Origin of the sequence: Pelagerythrobacter marensis (assembly GCF_001028625.1) — a bacterium.
Taxonomy (GTDB): domain Bacteria; phylum Pseudomonadota; class Alphaproteobacteria; order Sphingomonadales; family Sphingomonadaceae; genus Pelagerythrobacter; species Pelagerythrobacter marensis.
On the sequence record NZ_CP011805.1, the window covers coordinates 1,105,200 to 1,126,813 of the forward strand.

Here is a 21,614-nt window from a genome sequence, read left to right on the forward strand (position 1 = left end):
GATATATGCGAAGAATGACCAAGGCCGATCTGAGAAAGGCGCTGCGCGCCGCGCGGCGCGAACACGTTGCCGCCCTGCCCGACCAGGTTCGTGCGCTGGTGTTCCACCGCCCCCCGGCACCTTTGCTGGACCGCATAGCCGAAGGGGTGACGATCGGCCTCTATGTTGCGCATGGCGATGAGGCGCCGGCGGCATCCTACACCCGGTTTTTCGCCGAGCGCGGCCATCGCGTTGCGCTTCCCCGATTTGCCACGCGCGAGGCGGAAATGCAGTTCGCGCTCCACAGCGATCCTTTCGGCGAAGGCGATCTGGAAGATGGCCCGTTCGGAATGCACCAGCCCGTAGCCGATGCCGAGACCGTCGAGCCGGACGTCCTGTTCGTTCCCCTGATCGGCTTCACCACGCGCGGCGACCGGCTGGGGCAAGGCGGCGGGCATTACGATCGCTGGCTCGCCGGCCGGCCGGAAACGCTTCGCATCGGGCTGGCCTGGGATGCGCAACTGGTGGAGGATATTCCGGTGGAGCCGCACGATGTCCCGCTCGACGCCGTGGTTACGCCCACGCGCCTCTACGGTCCGTTCTGATGCGCGATCAACCCAGCTGGCGCCTTCCCGTCGGCATTCTCGCGCTGCTCGCCGGGCTGATTGCCTACGGCCTGCTGATTGCACGCTATGTCCCCGAACTGATCGGCGATTGGCCGGCCTGGGGCCAGGCCCCGATCTATCTGGCGCTGGGCATCGTCTGGCTTCTGCCGTTGCGACGCTTCCTGATCTGGATGGAAACCGGTCGCTGGGGCTGAGGCCCAGGCGCACAATCCCGGTTCGATACGGCCTTCGCCGCAGGCAGCCTGCGACGCGCTCTGACGTCGGCCCGGTTCTGCCGCGAATGTCGAAGAAAATCCCAAGTGGCGCGAGTGACGGGACTCGAACCCGCGACCTCCGGCGTGACAGGCCGGCGCTCTAACCAACTGAGCTACACCCGCGCATTCTCGGGCGGTGCGCCGCTTGGGAGCAGCGCCACTAGGGCAGGCTGCGAGGGCTGTCAATGCACTTGCTTGCGCCTTTTTCACAAGCTTTGCAGACACCTCGGCGACAGGCCGCGTTAACCATATTTTCGTTCCCCTCGGACATCGTCATGCGGACGACACGAGGGGCTATTCATGCGTATCGGAATCGCGATCGGGGGCTGCGCCTGCCTGCTTGCCGGCACTCTGGCGGCCCATTCCGCAACGGGCATTTCGCGCGCCGTCTACGTCGAACGCATTGCGGTTGCGCCGGACGGAACACGGGCGCGCACCGTCGAACCTGCCGACGAACTGCGCAGCGGCGACAAAGTCATCCTGCTGGTGGAAACGCGCGATTCGCGCACCGGCCGGCCACTCACTCTGTCGAGTCAGGTTCCGGCGCCGCTCGCGTTCCAGCAGTCGAGTTCGGAGGAGGTCGAGGTGTCGGTCGACGGTGGGCGAAACTGGGGCCGCCTGGAAAGGCTGCGCGTGCCGGACGGGGACAGTATGCGGCGCGCCTCGCCCGAAGACGTGACACACCTTCGCTGGCGCTTCAGAGGCGGGCGCCCGGTTCGCCTGACATATAGCGCGATCGTGCGGTGACCGCGCCGTACCGGTCGAACGCGGGCCCTAGTCGGCCAGCATCAGGGCTGGCGTTTCGATCAACCGCTTGAGCGCCTGAACGAAGCTCGCGGCATCCCAGCCATCGACTACGCGGTGATCGCAGCTGATGGAAATGTTCATCAGCTTGCGCTTCTCGATCCGTTCGCCGCCGATTCCATCGGGGACAAACATCGGACGTTCGACAATGCGATTGGGCCCGATGATCGCCACTTCGGGCCGGTTGATGACCGGCGTGGTCGCAACACCGCCCAGCGGGCCGAGGGAAGTCACGGTCAGGGTGGAGCCCGAAAGTTCGTCCGACTTGGCCGATCCGTCCCGCGCGGCATTCGCCAGACGCACGATCTCGCGCGCCAGTTGCCACAGATTTTTCGTCTGGGCATCGCGAATGACGGGGACCATCAGCCCTTTGTCGGTCTGTGTCGCCATGCCCAGATGAACGGCGCCGTGCCGGGTTACAACGCCTGCTTCATCGTCATAACGCGCGTTGATCATCGGATAATCCGGCAAAATCTTGCAGATCGCCGTGATGATCAGCGGCAGCATGGTCAGTTTCGGCTTATCGCCCCGCCCTGCGTTCAAATCGGCCCGAAGGCGCTCAAGATCGGTGACGTCGCATTCCTCGACGTAGGAGAAGTGCGGAATATTCCGCTTCGCCTCGGCCATGTTCTGGGCAATGCGCTTGCGAAGGCCGATGACCTTTATTTCCTCGTCCGCCCGCGTGCGCGCTGCGGATGCGAAACCGCCCGCGCCGTTGTAGGACAGGAACGCATCCAGATCGGCGTGACGCACCCGCCCATCGGCCGCTGGCTTCACTTCGCCCAGATCGATGCCGAGATCCTTCGCCCGCTTGCGCACCGCCGGGCTGGCGAGAACCTTCGCGTGCTTCGATTTATCGGCACCGGGTTGGGGAGCGGGCGCTTCCGCCTCGGCAGTTGCCGGCTTCGGGGCCGAAGCCGGCGCAGCGGCGGCGGCATCGTCCGCATCGCTTGCGTCGGGGTTTTCGACCTCTATCCGCTGTTCGATCTCGTCTGCCTTGGGAGCGGGCGCTGGCGCGGCCTCGTCGCCCTCCCCCTCTTCGCTCGCGTGGTCTTCGGCATCGTCCGGCACTTCGCCTTCGACTTCGATAACCACGAGCATGGAACCGATCGCGATCGTATCGCCGACTTCGCCCGCGACCTCGATCACTTTGCCCGCGACCGGGCTTTCCATCTCGACCGTCGCCTTGTCGGTCATCATGTCGGCCAGGCGATCGTCTTCATCGACGGTGTCGCCGATCTTGACATGCCAGTCGACGATTTCGGCTTCGGCGATGCCTTCGCCAATGTCGGGCAGGTTGAAGGTGAATTTCGCCATGGGATTACTCGCTCAAGAGCTGGTCGATCGCTTCGCCGATGCGAATGGGGCCTGGGAAATAGGCCCATTCGAGGCTGTGCGGATACGGGGTGTCGAAGCCGGTCACACGCTCAACCGGCGCTTCGAGATGATAGAAACAGCGCTCGGTAACCAGCGCGGACAGTTCAGCACCGAAGCCGGACGTGCGCGTCGCTTCGTGCACGATCAGGCAGCGCCCGGTCTTCTTCACCGATGCTTCGATGGCTTCGATGTCGAGCGGGGCGAGCGTGCGGAGATCCAGGATCTCGGCATCGACACCCTTTTCGCGGCACACCGATTCGGCCACATGAACCATCGTGCCATAGGCAAGAACGGTCAGTGCCTCGCCCTCGGTCACCGTGCGCGCTTTGCCTAGCGGGATTCGGTAATATCCCTCGGGTACCTCGCTCTGCGGATGGCGCTTCCACGGTTCGGCGGGCTTGTCGTAGTATCCGCTGAACGGACCGTTATAGATCCGCTTCGGTTCGAAGAAGATCACCGGATCGTTGTCCTCGATGCACGAAATCAGCAGACCCTTGGCATCGTAAGGTGTCGAGGGGATCACCGTCTTCAGGCCGGAAACGTGGGTGAACAGCGCCTCCGGGCTCTGACTATGCGTCTGCCCGCCGAAAATTCCGCCGCCGAACGGGGTACGCACGGTCATCGGTGCGATATATTCGGTGGCAGAACGATAACGAAGCCGCGCCGCTTCGGACACGAGCTGATCGAGACCGGGGTAAATATAGTCGGCAAACTGGATTTCAGGCACCGGCCGCAAGCCGTAGGCGCCCATGCCCACCGCCACGCCGATAATTCCGCATTCGGAAATCGGCGTATCGAAAACGCGCGTCTTTCCGTGCTTTTCCTGCAGACCGGCGGTGCAGCGGAACACGCCGCCGAAATAGCCGACATCCTCGCCCAGAACGATCACGTCCGGATCGCGCTCCAGCATGATATCGAGCGCGTCGTTGATCGCCTCGATCATATTGAGGCGTCGCACGGTGTCGTTGTTGGCCCCCTTGGGTTCTGTCACCCCGGTGCTCATTTCGGCGGTGCTCATTTCGGGCGGCCTCCGTTGAATTTTATCAACCGTTCGCGCGTTGCCTGCTCGGCCTGCTCCTTCAGGTTCCAGGGCAGTTCCTCGAACACATCTTCGAACATCGTTCGGAACGGCTGATGCATCCCGTGACCGAGAATGCCGTTCTTTTCGGCCTCCTTCGTTGCGGCCTTCACCCGCTCGGCGGCTTCGCGGTCCATTTCGGTCTGGCGGTCCTCATCCCATTCGCCCAGCGCGATGAGGTGGTTCTTCAACCGCATGACGGGGTCGCCCAGCGGCCATTCCTCACGCTCCTGCGCGCTGCGGTAACCGGTCGGATCGTCGGAGGTTGAGTGCCCCTCCGCGCGATAGGTGAAATACTCGATCAGCGTGGGGCCGGCGTTGGCGCGCGCCCGATTGGCGGCCCAGCGCTGCGCGGCATAGACCGCCAGTGCATCGTTCCCATCGACCCGCAGACCGGCGAGACCATAGCCGAGAGCGCGCGCGGCAAAGGTCGTCCGTTCCGAACCGGCGAAGCCCGAGAAACTCGAAATCGCCCACTGGTTGTTGATAACGTTGAGGATAACCGGTGCATTATAGACGGTGGCGAATGTGCAGGCGCTGTGGAAATCGCCTTCTGCCGTGCTGCCTTCGCCGACCCAGGTCGCGGCAATGCGGCTGTCACCCTTGATCGCGCTGGCCATGGCCCAGCCCACGGCCTGCGGCGTCTGCGTCGCCAGATTGCCGCTGATCGAGAAGAAGCTGTGTTCCCGGCTCGAATACATGATCGGGAGCTGACGTCCCTTCAGCTTGTCGCCCTTATTGGAATAGATCTGGTTGATCATCTCGACCAGGTCGTATCCGCGCGCGATCAGCACGCCCTGCTGGCGATAACTGGGGAAGACCATGTCGTCGCTGGCGAGCGCCATGGCGGCCGAGACCGAAGTGGCCTCTTCCCCCGTGCACTTCATGTAGAAACTGGTCTTGCCCTGCCGCTGCCCGCGGAACATCCGTTCGTCGAATGCGCGCACGAGGGCGAAATGGCCCAGCATCGTGCGCAGGGTATCAGGATCAAGCTTCGGATCCCATGGCCCGTGGGCCCGATCGTCATCGCCCAGCACGCGAATCAGGTCGTGACACAGCCCCTCGGTCTCGCGCGCGTCGCACGCCTCGTCCGGTCGCGGCTGCTTGCCCGGCTGGCTGACCGGCACGTGGCTGAAATCGACCGTGTCACCGGGCCGGGACTTGGGTTCGGGAACGTGGAGCCGAAGCGCAGGCTTGTTTGCCCCTGCTTCACGGTCCGCGTCGGGCCTGTCGGCCATAGGGTTCTCTCCCAGAGCGTGAGACGCATTCTTTTACGTGTGCGTTATTTTATTTCACGGCGTCGAAAGGGTCAAGCTCTCCCGGCTCAGACCGCCACGGGTGCCCTGATCGCCGCCAGCGGGGTGTAATCGCGCACTTCGAAATCATCGATCCGGTATTCGAATATGGTCTGCGGGCGCCGCACTATATCAAGCCGGGGAACGCCCTGCGGTTCCCTGGAGAGCTGTTCCGCAATCAGATGCTCGTGATTGAGATAGAGGTGCACGTCGCCCCCCATCCACACGAACTCGCCCGGCTCCAGATCCACTTGCTGCGCCAGCATCCGCTGCAGCAGCGCACCCGACCACAGGTTGAACGGCAGCCCCAATGCGACGTCGCAGCTGCGTTGATAGAGCGCGCAATTCAGCCGGCCGTCCGCGACGTGGAACTGGTAGGTCTTGTGGCAGGGCGGCAGAGCCATGCGATCCAGCTCCGCCACGTTCCAGCCTTCGATAATATGGCGGCGGCTTCCCGGGTTGTGCCGCAGCGATTCAACCACCTGGGCCACCTGGTTGATACCCGGCCCCGGTTCGTAAAGCCCATCCTTGCGATAGCGCCAGGTCGGCCAGTCCACCCATTGCTTGCCATAGACCGGGCCGAGATCGCCCCAACGCGCGGCAAATGCCTCGTCGTCAGCAATTCGCGCGACGAAATCGTCCAGCGCGATCGCATCGCCTGTCTCGCGGACGTAGCGCGCGTGCGGCCACTCGTTCCAGATCTTTACGCCCTGCAGCACCAATGGACGAATGTTGGTCTCGCCGGTCAGGAACCACAGCATCTCGCGCGTCGCGGTCTTCCAGTACACCCGCTTCGTCGTCAGCAGCGGCATGGCCCCGCCCGCCAGGTCGAATCGCAGCGTCGCGCCAAAGATCGAACGGGTGCCGATGCCGGTGCGATCCACACGTTCGCTCCCTTCGTCCCAGATGCGTCGCATCAGGTCGAGGTACTGCCACTCCGGATGATCGCGGGCGGGAGAATCGGTTGGGATCGCGGCACTGGCCATGTCTTTTCCCTAGACCCGCAAATGCCGGCTTGCCACCCCGGGCCACGCTCCCTATAGGGCGCGCCTTGCCTCGACCCGCACGGGGCTTTGCCCGCGCGGGACCGACACGGTCGGGGAGTAGCTCAGCCTGGTAGAGCACTGTCTTCGGGAGGCAGGGGCCGGAGGTTCGAATCCTCTCTCCCCGACCAATTCGGCGCTTGCCGATTAATATCGCGTCCGCCGGGAGGATATGATCGCCGGGCCTTCCGTTCTTTTCGTCTGCCTCGGCAATATCTGCCGTTCCCCACTGGCCGAAGCGGCCTTTCGCGATGCCGCGGCGCGCGCGGGGCTGGATGCGGAAATCGATAGCGCCGGCACCGCCGACTATCATGTCGGCCAGCCGCCCGATCCGCGCAGTATCGCGATTGCAGCCAGGCACGGGATCGGCATCGATCACTATCGCGGACGACAACTGACCGCCGAAGATTTCCACCGCTTCGACTGGATCGTCGGCATGGACCGATCGAACATGCGCAATATCGAACACCTGAGACCGACGGCCGCCAAGGCGAACGTGGCAATGCTGATGGACCTCGTTCCCGGCCGCGAAGGCGCGGAAGTCGCCGATCCCTGGCACGGCGGAGAGGACAACTTCATCGAAACGTGGGACGACGTCCGCCTCGGCGCCGATGCGCTGGTGGAGCGGTTGCGCTAGCCCCCGCGCAGCAATTGCACGCCCCAATCGCGTTCGAACAGATACAGCAACACTCGCGCCGCCGTACCGCGAGCGCCCTCCAGCCCGCCGTCGCGATCCATCAGCAGGCGCGCATCGTCATGCGCCAGGGGCAGGAGGCGCTGGATCTGATCCAGCGTGGCGACGCGGAACGGGGTATCGCCCGACTGGCGCGTCCCCAGCAGTTCCCCCCCGCCGCGCAAGCGCAAATCCTCCTCCGCCAACCGAAATCCGTCCTGGGTTTCGCGCATCAGCGCCAGCCGGGCGCGGCCGGTTTCCGATAGCGTATCGCCGCGCAGCAGCAGACAAGTCGACTTCTCGCTCCCGCGGCCAACGCGCCCCCGCAACTGATGCAACTGCGCGAGGCCGAAACGTTCGGCCTGCTCGATCACCATCAGTGTGGCGGCGGGCACATCCACCCCCACCTCGATCACCGTCGTCGCGACGAGCAACTTCGCCTCGCCCGAGGCGAAAAGCGCCATCGCGGCGTCCTTCTGGTCCGGACCCAACTGCCCATGCACGAGCACGACCGCATCGCCGAAGCGCTCTTTCAAAGCAGCGAAGCGAGCTTCCGCCGCAGCGATATCCTCGCTTTCGTGTTCGCGCACCATGGGGCAGACCCAGTAAGCCTGCTGGCCGCTGGCGACATGCCGCCCAACCGCCTCAACCACATCCGCCAGCCGTTCCTGCGCCACCACACGCGTATCGATCGGTTGGCGCCCCGGCGGCATTTCATCGAGCCGGCTCACGTCCATCTCGCCATACTGGGCCAGGGTCAGGGTGCGCGGAATCGGGGTCGCCGTCATGGCCAGCGTGTGCGGTGTGCGGCGCCCCTTCGCTGCCAGTTGCAGCCGTTGAGCGACGCCGAAGCGATGCTGTTCGTCGATGACCGCCAGGGCCAGATCGCGATAGGCCACGCTGTCCTGGAACAGGGCATGCGTGCCCACGATCACGTCGATCGAACCGTCCATCAGGCCCATCAGGATCGATTCGCGCGCCCTGCCCTTGTCGCGTCCGGTAAGCAGCGCGATTTCGACGCCCGTCGGGCGCAGCATCGTGCGCAGGGTTTCGAAATGCTGACGCGCGAGGATCTCGGTCGGTGCCAGCAATGCGGCCTGCTTGCCCGCTTCCACCGCGACCAGCATGGCGTGAAGGGCCACTACCGTTTTGCCGGCGCCGACATCGCCCTGCAGCAGGCGCAGCATTGGCGCTTCCTGCACAAGGTCGCCCTCAATTTCCGCAATCGAGCGAGTCTGCGCCCCGGTCAGCGGGAACGGCAGTTCAAGCTTTGCCCGCAAACCGCCATCGCCGGCCAGTGGCTGCCCCCTGCGGCGCCGATTGTCCGCGCGCACCAGCATCAGGGCGAGACTGTTGGCAAGAAGTTCGTCGTAAGCCAGCCGGTCGCGCGCCGCTGTATCTTCCCCCCGATGGGCCTGAGGCAGGGCGTCTTTCCACGCCGGCCAACTGCAGGCCGCGAGTTGCCCGGGTTCGATCCATTCCGGCAATTCGGGCAGCCGGGCCATCGCCTGCGCGGCCAATCCCGCGACCTTGGTCTGGGTCAAGCCCTCGGAAAGCGCGTAAACCGGTTCGCACAACTGGCCCAGCGTGTCGTCGTCCGCCTCGCTGACATGGTCGGGATGGACGATCTGCAGCATATCGCCGTACCGATCGAGCCGGCCCGCGACCCACCGCCTTTCGCCGACAGGAAGTTGCTTCCTTGCGGTGTATGATGCGCGGCCAAAATAGGTGAGCGCGCAGATGTTGCCCGCATCGTCCTGCGCAAGGACGCGATAGGGGCCGCGCCCCGAGCGGGCAGCGCGATGCTCGGTCGGCGTCAGGGCGATGACGATCTGTTCGCCCTCCCCCGCATGGTCGAGATTGTCGACCGGGCGCCGGGTCACGAACCGTTCGGGCAAGTGATAGGCGACGTCGCGCACACGGGCGAGCCCGAGCTTGCCCAGCGGCTTCTGCAATTTCGGCCCGACCCCGTCGAGTGTCGCGGTTTCGGCGAACAGCGGGTTGAGAATGTCGGGACGCATGACGTGCCCTTACCCTAGCCCCAGTCGCCGCGAAAGACACGTGCGGGGATGACGCGCGCAGGCAAAGCCGATAGGGCGCGCCCGATGATCGACCCAGTTCGCCTTTCCCGTGCCCGTTTCCGCGCATGGCACCGCGGCACTCGCGAAGCCGATTACATGATCGGCGGGTTCTTCGATCGCTATCACGGCGATTGGGACGAGGCCGATCTGGCCTGGTTCGAAAGCCTGCTGGAAGAGGATGACGTGGACGTGATGGCCTGGGCTCTGCGCACGCAGGCCGTGCCCGATCGCTTCGCTGGCCCGCAGATGGCCGCCATGCAGCAGCTCGATTACGTAGAGATCTAGTTGCCGCGGGGTGGCGCCTGACGGCAGGCCGCGCTAACGCACCAACGGATCGCCGCCCCCCTCCGCCATGGAGAAGGGGGCTATTCGTCTGTGCATGAAACCCCGTGCAACTTGGATTTTTGACCAGTCAATGCCCGACCTCCAACGCATCCTGAAAGCGGAACGGCCGCTCACCCTCACGTCGGTCGCGCGCGGCGCGCAACCGCTGATCATGGCCGATCTGGCCCGCGCATCGGGCGGACGCGCGGTGTTCGTGGCCCCGGACGACGCTGCGATGCGCGCGGTGGCGGAGGCCGCACAATATTTCGCGCCGGAGCTTGAGGTGCTTGAATTCCCGGCCTGGGACTGCCTGCCGTACGATCGGGCCAGCCCGGCGCTGTCGGTCAGCGCGCGGCGGCTGGCGGCGTTGCATCGCCTCCAGGCTGGCAAGGCCGGCGCGCAACTGCTGGTCACCACGGCCAACGCCTTGTTGCAGCGCGTGCTCACGCCGTTCCGCATTCGCGAAGGCGTGCGCGAGTTCCGCCCAGGAACAGAGATCGGGCGCGACAGCCTGGCCGCCCTGCTCCAACGTCAGGGCTACGGGCGCACGGACACGGTCGTCGACAACGGCGAATATGCGGTTCGCGGGTCAATCGTCGACATCTTCCCTTCCGGTATGGAGGAAGGGCTGCGCCTGGACTTCTTCGGCGACGAGCTGGAGAGCCTGCGCAGTTTCGACCCGTCCACGCAGATGAGCACCGGCGTTCTGGAATCGCATCTGCTCCTGCCCGCGAGCGAGGCCCTGCTGGACGAGGATAGCATCAAGCGGTTCCGCACCCGATACCGCGAGCTGTTCGGCGCCAATGCCACACAGGACCCGCTGTACGAGGCCGTCAGCGAAGGACGGCGGCTGGCCGGGATGGAACACTGGCTGCCGCTGTTCGAAGACCGGATGGCAACCCTGTTCGATCATCTCGATGCGCGCGATCTGGTCGTGATCGATTCCGCCGCACTTCAGGCCTCGGAAGAGCGACTGGGCGACATTGGCGACTACCACGATCAGCGCAAGAGCACGGGCGGCCAGACCAAGGGCAGTTATCGCCCGCTGGCACCCGATGCCCTCTATCTTGCGGAAAGCGAATTCGGTGGCGCGCTTGAAAAGCATCCGGTGCATCGCACGACGATCTTTGCCGAACCGGAGAGCGAGACCGTCGTCGATTTCGGCTTTTCATCAGCACGCGATTTTGCGCCTGAGCGTGCGCGCGGCGACAACGTGTATGAAGCTGCCGCCAGCCATCTGGCCGCGACCGGGAAGACCGGGAAGAAAGTTCTGTTTGCCGCTTACTCTACCGGCAGCCGCGCCCGCATCGCCTCTATCCTGACCGAAGCAGGCGCAGCGACGCAGCTGGCCGGGACCTGGCAGGAAGCATTGGGGATGGCGGCAAGGGGGAAACCCGCAGCACTGGTCCTTCCGCTCGAAACCGGCTTCGCCAACGACGAGATGGAGCTGCTGACCGAGCAGGACGTGCTCGGCGACCGGTTGGTCCGGCGGAAGAAGCGGCGCAAGGATTCCGACGCCTTCCTGGCAGAGCTGTCCGCGCTCAATCGCGGCGATCTGGTGGTTCATGTCGAACACGGGATCGGCAAGTATCTCGGCCTCGAACCGATCGCCGTGGGCAAGAGCCAGCACGATTGCGTGATGCTGGAGTACAAGGGCGGCGACAAGCTCTACATCCCGGTCGAGAATATTGACGTGCTCAGCCGCTACGGCAGCAGCGAAGATGCCGTGATGCTCGACCGCCTCGGCGGCGAGGCATGGCAGAAACGCCGCGCGCGGTTGAAGGAACGCATCCGCGAAATCGCCGGCGAGCTGATGCAGGTCGCGGCGCAGCGCGCGTTGAAGAAGGCACCCGCGCTCGAACCCGAAGAAGCGAGCTACAACCAGTTTGTCGACCGGTTCCCCTGGCAGGAAACCGACGATCAGGATCGCGCGATCGAAGATGTTCTGGGCGATCTGGCCCAGGGGCGGCCGATGGACCGTCTCGTCTGCGGCGATGTCGGCTTCGGCAAGACCGAGGTGGCGCTGCGGGCCGCCTTCGTCGCCGCAATGGCAGGCCAGCAGGTGGCGGTCGTCGCCCCCACCACCCTGCTCGCGCGCCAGCACTATACCAATTTCATGGAACGTTTCGCAGGTTTCCCGCTGCGCATCGGGCGCCTTTCGCGCCTCGTGCCCGCGAGGGAAATGGCCGAAACACGCGAAGGGCTTGCCGCCGGGCAAGTCGATATCGTGGTCGGCACGCACGCGATCCTGTCGAAGACCACGAAGTTTCGCGACCTCGGGCTGGTGATCGTGGATGAGGAACAGCGTTTCGGCGTCACCCACAAGGAGAAGCTGAAACAGCTTCGCGCCGACGTCCACGTTCTGACGCTCACCGCCACGCCGATCCCGCGCACGCTGCAAATGGCGATGAGCGGGCTGCGCGAGCTTTCCACCATCCAGACCCCGCCGGTCGACCGCCTGGCGGTGCGCACTTACGTGATGGAATGGGACGACATGGTGATGCGCGAGGCGCTGCTGCGCGAGCATCATCGTGGCGGGCAGAGCTTCATCGTCGTGCCCCGCATTTCGGACATGGAACAGGTTTCGGACTGGCTGCATGAGCATGTGCCCGAAGTGAAGTTCGTCGCCGCGCACGGCCAGATGAGCGCGACCGAGATCGAGGAACGGATGAGCGCGTTCTACGAAGGCAAGTACGACGTTCTGCTATCCACCACGATCGTTGAAAGCGGGCTCGACCTGCCCAGCGCGAACACGATCATCATCCACCGGGCGGACATTTTCGGCCTGGCCCAGCTCTATCAGCTTCGCGGGCGTGTCGGTCGTGCGAAACTGCGCGCTTATGCCTACCTGACATACGAGAAGGACGTTGCGCTTTCCGAAGTCGCGGAAAAGCGGCTGAAGGTTCTGGGCGACCTCGACAGTCTGGGTGCGGGCTTTCAGCTCGCCAGCCACGACCTCGACATTCGCGGGGCCGGCAACCTGCTGGGCGACGAGCAGTCGGGCCATATTCGCGAAGTCGGTTTCGAACTCTACCAGTCGATGCTGGAGGACGCGATCCTCGCCGCCAAGGCTGGCGACGCCGGGCTGGAACGCGGCGACGGACCGCTGAGCCCGCAGATCACCGTCGATGCCCCGATCATGATCCCGGAAGACTATGTCCCCGATCTTGCCGTGCGCATGGCGCTCTACCGCCGCCTGAACGATGCGAAGGACAAGGCGGAGATCGAGGCCATGGCGGCCGAGATGATCGACCGTTTCGGCCCCCTGCCCGATGCCACGGCCAACCTCGTGAAGCTGATCGAAATCAAGCATCAGGCGATCGAGGCCAATATTTCCAAGATCGACGTCGGCGCGCGCGGCACCCTGGTGACATTCCACAACGACGATTTCCCCGATCCGGCCGGACTGCTCGCCTATGTCGAACGGTTGAAGGACACCGCCAAGCTGCGGCCCGACATGAAGCTGGTGATCAACCGCGCATGGGGCGATCCGCGTTCGCGGCTCAACGGGCTATTCCAGCTCACCCGGGGTTTGAGCGGGGTTGCCCGCAAGGCCGCGCGTTAACGGCGTCGAGACCGCAGCGGCCTAACCGATGGCGGCGGTTCCCGTTTCCTGATCGCGCGCGAAGGCGGCGAAAGTCTGTGCATCCATTGGGCGGGCCCGCAAGAACCCCTGGTAGAACGCACATCCCTCGGCGCGCACGGCGGCCAACTGCGCGGTCCGTTCGATCCCCTCGGCAATCACCGCGATGTCGAGCGCACCGGCCATCGCCACGATCGCGCGCAAGATCGCCAGATCGCGCGGGCCGCTGACGATCCCCTCGACCATCGACCGGTCGAGCTTGAGATAATGCAACGGCAGAACCTTGAGATAACCGAAGTTGCAGAACCCCGCGCCGAAATCGTCCAGCGCCAACCGCATCCCTTCGGCAGCGAGGCGGTTCAGCTGGCAGACGCTGCCTTCGATGTCGCGCACCAGCGCGTGCTCGGTCAGTTCCAGCGTCAGCCGGCCGGGTGAAAACGATAGCTTGTCGACAATAGTCGTCAGTGCCTCCGCAAAATCCGGTGCGGCGATATCCGCAGCGGTGACGTTGAGCGAAAGGGTCAGGTGCGGGGCCCAGTCTGCTGCATCGCCCAGCGCGCAGGTGGCCACGTGCCGGGTCAGCCTTTCCGACATTCCCGCCCTTCCGGCGAGGGCAAACATCGCCTCCGCCCCGATTTGTCCGCGCAGGGGATGGTTCCATCGGGCCAGAGCCTCGGCGCCGACAAGCCTGTCGTCGTCGCAGGAAAACTGCGGCTGGTACAGCACCTCGATCTGGCCCCGGGCGAAAGCTGTTGCGAGTTCGGCGGCGACCGTCTCGTCATTCTTGCGGCGGTCTATGGATGTCCGGCGTTCCCGAATCGGCAGCATTGCTTTCATACCTCGCGCGATGACGGAAGCTCGCTTTCCCGTCTGCCCGTCCGCCGCGCGCGTTGCAAATCGAGACGCCCGCACATAGGTTGCACATCGGGCAGGGACGGAGCCTCCTTCAATGAGCGTTTCCAACGGGTTTGAGCGGCTGGCAATGGTCGCGTCCGATAACGAGCGGGCGCAGGCCGCTGCGCATGAATTGCGCCAAACGACAGAATTCTGTCCGATCGACGAGGCGGAAGCCGTGGCCGTGATCGGCGGTGACGGCTTCATGCTGCAGACGCTGCACCAGATGCTGGACCAGGGCGATATCAAGCCGGTCTATGGCATCAACCTGGGCACTGTCGGCTTCCTCATGAACCGGCATCGCAAAACCGGCGCGCTGCTCGACAAGATCAACCGCGCGCGCGCCTTCACCATCGCTCCGCTGAGGATGGAGGCCGTTACGCAGGATGGCGCGACCACCACTGTCTGCGCCATCAACGAAGTCTCCCTGCTGCGTGAAACCCGCCAGACCGCGAAGATCGAGGTTTCGGTCAACGGGCGAGTCCGCATTGCCGAACTGGTGTGCGACGGTGTGCTGGTGGCGACGCCTGCCGGATCGACGGCCTACAACCTTTCCGCGCATGGGCCGATCCTGCCGCTCGATTCGCAGCTGCTGGCGCTGACACCGATCAGTCCGTTTCGTCCGCGCCGCTGGAACGGCGCGCTGCTGCCCGACCGCAGCCGAATCGAACTGCGCGTGCGTGAACCGGGCAAGCGCCCGGTATCCGCGGTCGCCGATCAGAAGGAAGTGCGCGACGTGGCCCAGGTCACACTAGAAATCGCGCGGGAATCGGAATTGACGCTGCTGTTCGATCCCGGCCATGCGCTGGACGAGCGGATCGTGGCCGAACAGTTCATCGCCTGAAATTCGCCCTTCGGGCGCGGTCACACAACGCCCCTTGCCAAAGCCGAAACGCGCCCATATAGGCGCACCCCTGTCCGCACCGAGGCTGTTCCCCGATAGCTCAGCGGTAGAGTAGGTGACTGTTAATCACTTGGTCGTTGGTTCGAATCCAACTCGGGGAGCCACGGTGCGGACGCAAGCTTCCGCATCGTGGCACTGAAGCCTCCCTCCCCCTACCCTTTCATCAGTGTCGAACGTGCTGCGGCGCGCCGAATCGTGATCGGATAATCAGGCGGCTCCCGCCGTTGCGCTTCCGGCGCCGTTTCTGGGCATGAGCCGTGTCGCGGTGATCAGCAGCAGGCCGCCAATCCAGAACGCCACGCACAGGGCCACTACGTTGAACGCGAGCATCCCGGCGCCCAGCGCGTCAAGATCGATGAAGGGATAGGGATAGAAACCCGTCATGGCCCCCCGAACCAGAGCGTAGGCGAGATAGAGTATCGGCCAACCCAGTGCCATCGCCGCATGGCGCCATGACAGGGTCGTCTTGGCAGAGAAAAGCCCCCACCACAGCGCGACCGCAATTGGCGTGGCGCTATGCAGCCCCTGATCGGCCCACCACGCGGCCCCTTCGGGTCGCCAGAGATGGGCAAGCAGCGCGTGGTAGACGATCCCGACGATGAGTATCCACAGCGTCAGCGCGAACATCCAGAATGCGCCTGGCGCTTTGCCTCGAACCGCGATCAGGGCAAACGTGCCCAGCACGAGAATGTTGGTTAGGACGGTGAACATTCCCAGCATGCGCCAGATCGCCGCCCCCGGCGATCCGAGCAGTCCGGTCGAAACGAAAACCTGCAACCCCAGCGCCAGCGCCGCGATCAACGCGATCACGGCCGCGCCGACACGAGCCGAACCCCCAATCGCGCCCGTGCTGAACCCCTCGTCGGACTGTAACAACATGCTCGTCCCCCCGGCATCACCTGCATTGTGCAGCACTGGTTTTGTTCTTTGTGCAGCGCCGGTCAACCGGATATCACCGCGACCGCGAGAGGCACAGGCTGGATCGAACAGTGGCCTGTTTGCCCGGGCATGACTCCCCTCCGCGTAGAACACGGTGAGACTCCCGAACGCGGTCGCTGCTGCTAGCGCCGGCGACTTCCGTTCCGCCGGAATGAAACGCTCATCCCGGCGGAGAAAGGTTTATCCGGCGGCGCCGTGGCAATGCTTGTACTTGCTCCCCGATCCGCAGGGGCAAGGTGCGTTGCGGCTGATCTCCATGTCGGCATAGGGATTTTCACTTACCGAACCGCCCGGTCCCGCCGCCGCGCGCGGGCTGCCTGCCAGTGCCCCGAACAGTGCCTCTCGCGTGGCCGAACCGTCGCCGTCTGCCGAATTGTCCAGCCCGGTCAGGGGGTCGATGTGTCCGGTCAGGAAATCGGGCAGGTCGGGCAACGTCTGCTGCTGTTGCTGCGGGGCGATGCGCAGTTCGCTCTTGAGAAGAATGCCGGTGACATCCTCGCGCAGCTTGTGCAGCATCGATTCAAACAGGCCGAATGCTTCCTGCTTGTATTCGTTGATCGGCTGCTTCTGCGCATAGGCGCGCAGGAATACCACCTGTCGCAGGGCATCCAGCGTCGCAAGATGTTCCTTCCAGTGGAAGTCCAGCCGTTCGAGCAGGATCGATTTTTCCACCTGACGCCAGATAGAAGGATCGTTCTCCGCGATCTTGCGGTCCATGATCGCATCGGCTTCGGTCCGCAGCCGTTCTTCGATCAGCTCGGGTTCCAGCGTGTCTTCCTGCATCCAGGCATCGATGGGTGGTTCGATCCCGAGAACTTCCGCCACCCGTTCCTTCAGGCCTTCGACATTCCACTGTTCGGGATAGGAGCCGGGCGGGCAGGCTTCGCCCACGATCGTGGCGACGGTATCGTGCCGCATGTCGACCACGACATCGTCGACCGTTTCGCTGTCCATGATCTCCGCACGCTGTTCGTAGATCACCTTGCGCTGATCGTTCATCACGTCGTCGTATTCGACGACCTGCTTGCGGATGTCGTAGTTTCGCGCCTCGACCTTTTTCTGGGCGGTTTCGATCGCCTTGGAAAGCCAGCGCGAACCGATTGCTTCGCCATCTTCCAGATTGGAATTCATCATCCGCGCGAACAAAGTGTCTGGTCCGAAAATGCGCAGCAGGTCGTCTTCGAGGCAGAGGTAGAAGCGCGAAAGCCCCGGATCGCCCTGGCGCCCCGAACGGCCGCGTAGCTGGTTGTCGATCCGGCGCGATTCGTGTCGCTCGGTGCCGAGCACGAACAGGCCGCCGGCTTCGAGCACTTTGTCCCGCTCGGCAGCGATTTCCTGCTTGATTGTCTCGATCGCGGCTTCGCGCTCCGGACCTTCGGGCATATCGCCCAGCTCGTCCTCGATCCGGAAATCGACATTGCCGCCAAGCTGAATGTCCGTGCCGCGCCCGGCCATGTTGGTGGCAATGGTCACTGCCCCCAGGCGGCCGGCCTGAGCAACAATCCGCGCCTCCATCTCGTGGAAGCGCGCGTTCAGCACGGCATGTTCGACTTCCTCTTCGTCCAGGAACTTCGAGAGCATCTCGGACTTCTCGATTGAAACCGTACCGACCAGAACCGGCTGGCCGATCTCGCTCTTTTCACGGATGGCCTTCGCGATTGCTTTGAACTTGTCGACCGTGTTCTTGTAGAACTCGTCTTCCTCGTCGATCCGCTGCACCGGCACGTTGGTCGGGATTTCGACCACGTTCATCTTGTAGATGTCCCAGAACTCGCTCGCTTCAGTTGCGGCGGTGCCGGTCATGCCCGACAGCTTGGGATACATGCGGAAATAGTTCTGGAAGGTGATCGAGGCCATCGTCTGGTTCTCGGGCTCGATCTTGACCCCTTCCTTCGCCTCAACCGCCTGGTGCAGGCCATTCGACCAGCGGCGGCCATCCATCATGCGCCCCGTGAACTCGTCGATGATGACGACCTTGTCGTCCTTGACGATGTAATCGGTATCGCGCTTGAACATGATGTTCGCCTTGAGCGCCTGGTCGAGGTGGTGGACGACCTGCGTGTTTTCCACGTCGTAAAGGTTCTCGGTCTCCAGCAGCTCGGCCTCGGCCAGCATCGCCTCGACCTTCTCGATCCCGTCTTCGGTCCAGGTGATGTTCTTGGTCTTTTCGTCCGCGTCGTAGAAGCTGTCGTCGATCTGCTTCACGATGGCGTCGATCGTGGTGTAAAGTTCGCTCTTGTCCTCGGTCGGGCCGGAGATGATCAACGGCGTACGCGCTTCGTCGATCAGGATCGAATCCACCTCGTCGACGATGGCGTAGTTGAAGGGGCGCTGGACCATCTGGCCACGCTCGTGCTTCATATTGTCGCGCAGATAGTCGAAACCGAATTCGTTGTTGGTACCGTAAGTGATGTCGGCACCATAGGCTTCGCGCCGCTGTTGCTCGCCCAGATTGGGCACGATCACCCCGACCGTGAGGCCGAGCCAGCGGTAAAGCTGCCCCATCCAGTCGGCATCGCGCCGGGCGAGGTAGTCGTTCACGGTCACGACGTGAACGCCCTTCCCCTCGATCGCGTTGAGGTAAGTGGCGAGGGTGGCGACCAGCGTCTTGCCCTCACCCGTCCGCATTTCCGCGATTTCGCCGCGATGGAGCACCACGCCGCCGATCATCTGCACGTCGAAATGGCGCATGCCGAGCACGCGGATCGACGCTTCACGCACCGTGGCGAAGGCTTCGGGCATGATATCGTCGAGCGTCTTGCCTTCTTCCAGCTGGGCGCGGAACTTGGCGGTTTGCGCCTGCAGCTCCTCGTCCGAGAAAGCCTGGATCTGTTCTTCAAGCGCGTTGATCTGGTTGACGAGCTTGCCGATCGATTTGACGTAGCGTTCGTTGGAGGAACCGAAAATTGATTTGGCGATGGTCTGGAACATGTAAGGGGCCCTGTCAGGACTGGAAATGAATGGAGACCGCCCGCGCGCTTCACGCGCGAAGGGGCGGCGGATCGTACCGTGGAATTTTTGAAACGGCGCCTATTCGAAGGCGCGATCGGGTCCGAACTGAACGGTCGGGATATAGATCTGGATCGATGGGCAGTCACGACAGCCCGACACCGGATCGGACCGGGACGGCGTGCGATCCTTGCGCACGGACGCCTCGCAACGTGGCGCACGACCGGGATTTGCGGCGACCGTGCCGTGGCTGATTTCAGCGCTCGCCGCCTGTGCGAAGGCTGCGTTCGCCGGGGTGCCGGCGGCGGCAAGGCCGGTAATCAGCGCGAGGCAGGCAAGAAGGCGGGTCAGCATTTGGCCGCAAGATAGGCGCTGTTCACCGGATCGTCCACCGCGAATGCCGGATTTACCGGCGCGCATCCCAAGGGTAGGAGCCGGCAGATGGACCTCGACCGCTCCCCCCTCGCCATGCCCTTCCCCGATCTGCCGGCAATCGCCGGTGTCACCCTGCGCGTCGCCCGTGCGGGTTACAAGGAATGGGGCCGATGCGACCTGACATATGCGGAACTGGCGGAAGGCACATCCGTCGCCGGGGTGTTCACCCGCAACGTCTGCTGTTCGAGCGAGGTGGAACTGGGCCGCGAACAAGCGCGCGCGGGCCGCGCACGGGCGCTTGTGGTGAACGCCGGCAATTCCAACGCCTTTACCGGCTATCGCGGGCGCGAGGCGGTGGAACAGATCATGGCGCAAGTGGCCGAGCGGCTCGCGTGCGATCAGCGCGAAGTGTTCGTCTCCTCTACCGGCGTGATCGGCGTGCCGCTGCCGAAGGACAAGGCGCGCGCCGGGGTTTCCGCCGCTCTCGACGCGGCCGAATGTTCGTGGGAAGATGCCGCCGCAACTATCGGAACAACCGACACTTTCCCCAAAGGCGCTGTTGCGCGGGCGGTGATCGGCGACAGGACGGTTACGCTCGCCGCGATCATTAAGGGAAGCGGCATGATCGCCCCCGACATGGCGACGATGCTGGGCTATATCTTCACCGATGCGGCGGTGGAGCCGGCATTCCTGCAACGGCTGTTGTCGGAAGCGAACGAGCGCACATTCTCTTGCATCACCGTCGATAGCGACACGTCGACCAGCGACACGGTGCTCGCCTTTGCCACTGGCAAGGCGGGCAATGCACCGCTCGCCTCGTTCGACGATCCCGGCGCGGATGCTTTTGCCGCCGCGCTGAACGACATCTGCCGTCAGCTCGCCCAACTCGTCGTTCGCGACGGCGAAGGTGCGCGCAAGTTTATCGAAGTCGCCGTGACCGGGGCCGTTTCGGAAGAAAGCGCGCGCAAGGTCGGACTGGCGATCGCCAACTCTCCCCTGGTGAAAACGGCAATCGCGGGAGAGGACGCGAACTGGGGCCGCGTGGTCATGGCCGTCGGCAAGGCCGGCGAACCGGCGGACCGGGACAAGCTGTCCATCGGATTCGGCGGGCATTGGGCCGCGCGCGACGGATTGCCTCTCGCCGATTACGACGAAACGCCGGTCGCCAGGCACTTGCAGGGGAGCGAGGTGCGGATCGACGTCGATCTGGGCATCGGTGACGGGCAGGCCACGGTTTGGACGTGCGATCTCACCCACAGCTACATCGCCATCAATGCGGACTATCGTTCGTGAGCGTTCTCGACCGCGAGATCATGGCACTGCTGCGGCACGTCAGCGAAGAAGCGATATTGCCGCTCTATCGCGCGCTCGACGATGGCCAGATCGAGGCCAAGGCCCCTGGCGACGTGGTCACGGTGGCGGACCATGCGGCGGAAGCGATGCTGACCGAAGCGCTCGCGGCGTTTGAACCGGCCCTGCCCGTCGTAGGGGAAGAGGCAGCCCATGCAGACGCCGCGGTCATGGACGCGCTCACCGGGGACTGCTGGATCGTCGATCCCCTCGACGGAACGCGCAATTTCGCGCGGGGCGAAGCGCCGTTCGGCATTCTCGTCGCGCGGGCCGAAGGGGGCGTCGCGCAAAGCGGATGGATCTACGACTGCCTCAGCGGCCGGTTCTGCGCCGCACACGCCGGTGCCGGCGCTTTCGTCGATGGCGAACGAATTGCCGCGCGCAGCACCGGGCAAACCCCGCCGCTAGCCGCGATTTCCCTGCTGTTCATGGAGGAGGAGCGGCGCGAGGCGGTCAAACAACAGGTTGCGCCCCATTATCGCCTGACCGACATTCCGTTCTGTGCCGCCGAACAGTACCCCCGGCTTGCGCTGGGGGTGAACGATGTTTCGATATTCGAACGCACGCTGGCCTGGGACCATGCGGCCGGCGCGCTCTGGCTGAACGAGGCGGGCGGCAAGGCGGCCCGCCCCGATGGGTCCGCTTATCGCGTAGACGAATGGGACCGTCCCGGACTGCTGGGCGCGGCCAGCCCGGCCCTGTGGGACGAGCTGGCCGAACACATGGCCGGGCTTTAAGCGGTGGCGAGCGCTTAAAGCTCGCCTTCGAGCCATCCCTTGAGCTGGCTCTTGGGGGCGGCACCCAGCTTTTGCGCCACAGCCTTGCCATCCTTGAACAGGATCATCAGCGGGATCGACTGAACGCCGATCTCGCCCGGGATGCCCGTGTTCTCCATGATGTCCATCTTGGCGATCGTCACTTTGTCGCCCAGCTCCTCGCTGATTTCCTCCAGCGCGGGCGCAATCATCTTGCAGGGGCCGCACCAATCAGCCCAGAAATCGACCAGCACAGGCTTGTCGCTTTCAAGGACGTCGGACTGGAAGCTGGCATCGGTGACATTGACGGTCGCCATGGAAAATCTCCTGT

General features: G+C 64.1%; 19 protein-coding genes and 3 tRNA genes. 11 read left to right on the forward strand and 11 right to left on the reverse strand.

Translation table 11 applies throughout. From position 1 onward, the window contains the following. Positions 1-14 precede the first annotated feature (14 nt). Together AM2010_RS05330 and AM2010_RS05335 are read left to right on the forward strand one after the other, a co-directional pair. Positions 15-584: a 5-formyltetrahydrofolate cyclo-ligase gene (locus AM2010_RS05330; protein ID WP_420834972.1), complete on the forward strand. Its 570-nt coding sequence runs from the start codon at positions 15-17 to the stop codon at positions 582-584. After that, the gene (locus AM2010_RS05335) at positions 584-799 is read left to right on the forward strand and encodes a DUF2842 domain-containing protein (protein WP_047806193.1); all 216 of its coding nucleotides are present in this window, start codon (positions 584-586) and stop codon (positions 797-799) included. The genes AM2010_RS05330 and AM2010_RS05335 overlap by 1 nt, the downstream gene beginning before the upstream one ends. A 106-nt stretch (positions 800-905) precedes the next feature. Here AM2010_RS05335 and AM2010_RS05340 read toward each other — a convergent pair. After that, a tRNA-Asp gene (locus AM2010_RS05340) sits at positions 906-982 on the reverse strand. 177 nt (positions 983-1,159) lie between these two features. Between AM2010_RS05340 and AM2010_RS05345 the strand changes: the two genes are divergently transcribed. Continuing rightward, the gene (locus AM2010_RS05345) at positions 1,160-1,606 is read left to right on the forward strand and encodes a hypothetical protein (RefSeq protein ID WP_053043945.1); all 447 of its coding nucleotides are present in this window, start codon (positions 1,160-1,162) and stop codon (positions 1,604-1,606) included. 27 nt (positions 1,607-1,633) lie between these two features. On the opposite strand, the gene AM2010_RS05350 is transcribed toward AM2010_RS05345, so the two are convergent. The 4 genes from AM2010_RS05350 to AM2010_RS05365 all read right to left on the reverse strand — a co-directional run bounded on the left by AM2010_RS05350 (position 1,634) and on the right by AM2010_RS05365 (position 6,399). Next, on the reverse strand, positions 1,634-2,980 hold the full coding sequence (locus AM2010_RS05350; protein WP_047806194.1) for a dihydrolipoamide acetyltransferase family protein: 1,347 nt from the start codon (positions 2,978-2,980) through the stop codon (positions 1,634-1,636). A gap of 4 nt (positions 2,981-2,984) precedes the next feature. After that, the gene (locus AM2010_RS05355) at positions 2,985-4,043 is read right to left on the reverse strand and encodes an alpha-ketoacid dehydrogenase subunit beta (protein WP_047807723.1); all 1,059 of its coding nucleotides are present in this window, start codon (positions 4,041-4,043) and stop codon (positions 2,985-2,987) included. A gap of 11 nt (positions 4,044-4,054) precedes the next feature. After that, entirely contained in the window at positions 4,055-5,356 is a 1,302-nt protein-coding gene (locus tag AM2010_RS05360; RefSeq protein ID WP_047806195.1) for a 3-methyl-2-oxobutanoate dehydrogenase (2-methylpropanoyl-transferring) subunit alpha, read from the reverse strand. Positions 5,357-5,442: 86 nt separating this feature from the next. Next, positions 5,443-6,399, reverse strand: coding sequence for a thymidylate synthase (locus AM2010_RS05365; RefSeq protein ID WP_047806196.1), 957 nt, complete (start codon positions 6,397-6,399; stop codon positions 5,443-5,445). Positions 6,400-6,510: 111 nt separating this feature from the next. Here AM2010_RS05365 and AM2010_RS05370 point away from each other — a divergent pair. Together AM2010_RS05370 and AM2010_RS05375 are read left to right on the forward strand one after the other, a co-directional pair. Continuing rightward, positions 6,511-6,587: transfer RNA gene (locus AM2010_RS05370), tRNA-Pro, on the forward strand. A 41-nt stretch (positions 6,588-6,628) separates the two neighbouring features. Continuing rightward, on the forward strand, positions 6,629-7,093 hold the full coding sequence (locus AM2010_RS05375; protein ID WP_047806197.1) for a low molecular weight protein-tyrosine-phosphatase: 465 nt from the start codon (positions 6,629-6,631) through the stop codon (positions 7,091-7,093). Here the strand turns inward: AM2010_RS05375 and recG are convergent. Then, positions 7,090-9,150, reverse strand: a complete 2,061-nt coding sequence (recG, locus tag AM2010_RS05380; protein ID WP_047806198.1) for an ATP-dependent DNA helicase RecG — start codon at positions 9,148-9,150, stop codon at positions 7,090-7,092. The two genes, AM2010_RS05375 and recG, sit on opposite strands and share 4 nt — an antisense overlap. Positions 9,151-9,234: 84 nt before the next feature. Here recG and AM2010_RS05385 point away from each other — a divergent pair, with 84 nt between their 5' ends. Then, positions 9,235-9,495 (forward strand): FAD assembly factor SdhE, encoded by a 261-nt coding sequence (locus tag AM2010_RS05385; RefSeq protein ID WP_047807724.1) that lies wholly within the window; start codon positions 9,235-9,237, stop codon positions 9,493-9,495. Positions 9,496-9,625: 130 nt separating this feature from the next. After that, positions 9,626-13,099 (forward strand): transcription-repair coupling factor, encoded by a 3,474-nt coding sequence (gene mfd / locus AM2010_RS05390; protein ID WP_047806199.1) that lies wholly within the window; start codon positions 9,626-9,628, stop codon positions 13,097-13,099. 21 nt (positions 13,100-13,120) lie between these two features. Here the strand turns inward: mfd and AM2010_RS05395 are convergent, their stop codons facing one another. Then, complete coding sequence (locus AM2010_RS05395; RefSeq protein WP_053043947.1) at positions 13,121-13,945, reverse strand: EAL domain-containing protein; 825 nt, start codon at positions 13,943-13,945, stop codon at positions 13,121-13,123. 121 nt (positions 13,946-14,066) lie between these two features. Here AM2010_RS05395 and AM2010_RS05400 point away from each other — a divergent pair, with 121 nt between their 5' ends. Both AM2010_RS05400 and AM2010_RS05405 read left to right on the forward strand, forming a co-directional pair. After that, complete coding sequence (locus AM2010_RS05400) at positions 14,067-14,855, forward strand: NAD kinase (RefSeq protein WP_047806200.1); 789 nt, start codon at positions 14,067-14,069, stop codon at positions 14,853-14,855. A gap of 89 nt (positions 14,856-14,944) precedes the next feature. Beyond that, positions 14,945-15,019, forward strand: a tRNA-Asn gene (locus tag AM2010_RS05405). Between the two features lie 103 nt (positions 15,020-15,122). Here the strand turns inward: AM2010_RS05405 and AM2010_RS05410 are convergent. The 3 genes from AM2010_RS05410 to AM2010_RS05420 form a co-directional block, all read right to left on the reverse strand. Then, positions 15,123-15,794 carry a Pr6Pr family membrane protein gene (locus tag AM2010_RS05410; RefSeq protein WP_082132966.1) on the reverse strand — a complete coding sequence of 224 codons (672 nt, stop codon included), beginning with the start codon at positions 15,792-15,794 and terminating at the stop codon, positions 15,123-15,125. A 240-nt stretch (positions 15,795-16,034) separates the two neighbouring features. Beyond that, positions 16,035-18,785 (reverse strand): preprotein translocase subunit SecA, encoded by a 2,751-nt coding sequence (gene secA / locus AM2010_RS05415; protein WP_047806201.1) that lies wholly within the window; start codon positions 18,783-18,785, stop codon positions 16,035-16,037. Positions 18,786-18,884: 99 nt separating this feature from the next. Beyond that, entirely contained in the window at positions 18,885-19,157 is a 273-nt protein-coding gene (locus AM2010_RS05420; RefSeq protein ID WP_047806202.1) for a hypothetical protein, read from the reverse strand. Between the two features lie 87 nt (positions 19,158-19,244). On the opposite strand from AM2010_RS05420, the gene argJ reads away from it, so the two are divergent. Then, complete coding sequence (gene argJ / locus AM2010_RS05425) at positions 19,245-20,471, forward strand: bifunctional glutamate N-acetyltransferase/amino-acid acetyltransferase ArgJ (RefSeq protein ID WP_047806203.1); 1,227 nt, start codon at positions 19,245-19,247, stop codon at positions 20,469-20,471. 20 nt (positions 20,472-20,491) lie between these two features. Beyond that, a complete protein-coding gene (locus AM2010_RS05430) occupies positions 20,492-21,265 on the forward strand; it encodes an inositol monophosphatase family protein (RefSeq protein ID WP_047807727.1) in 774 nt (257 codons plus the stop codon). A 14-nt stretch (positions 21,266-21,279) separates the two neighbouring features. On the opposite strand, the gene trxA is transcribed toward AM2010_RS05430, so the two are convergent. After that, positions 21,280-21,600 carry a thioredoxin gene (gene trxA / locus AM2010_RS05435; protein ID WP_047806204.1) on the reverse strand — a complete coding sequence of 107 codons (321 nt, stop codon included), beginning with the start codon at positions 21,598-21,600 and terminating at the stop codon, positions 21,280-21,282. Between the last annotated feature and the right edge of the window lie 14 nt (positions 21,601-21,614).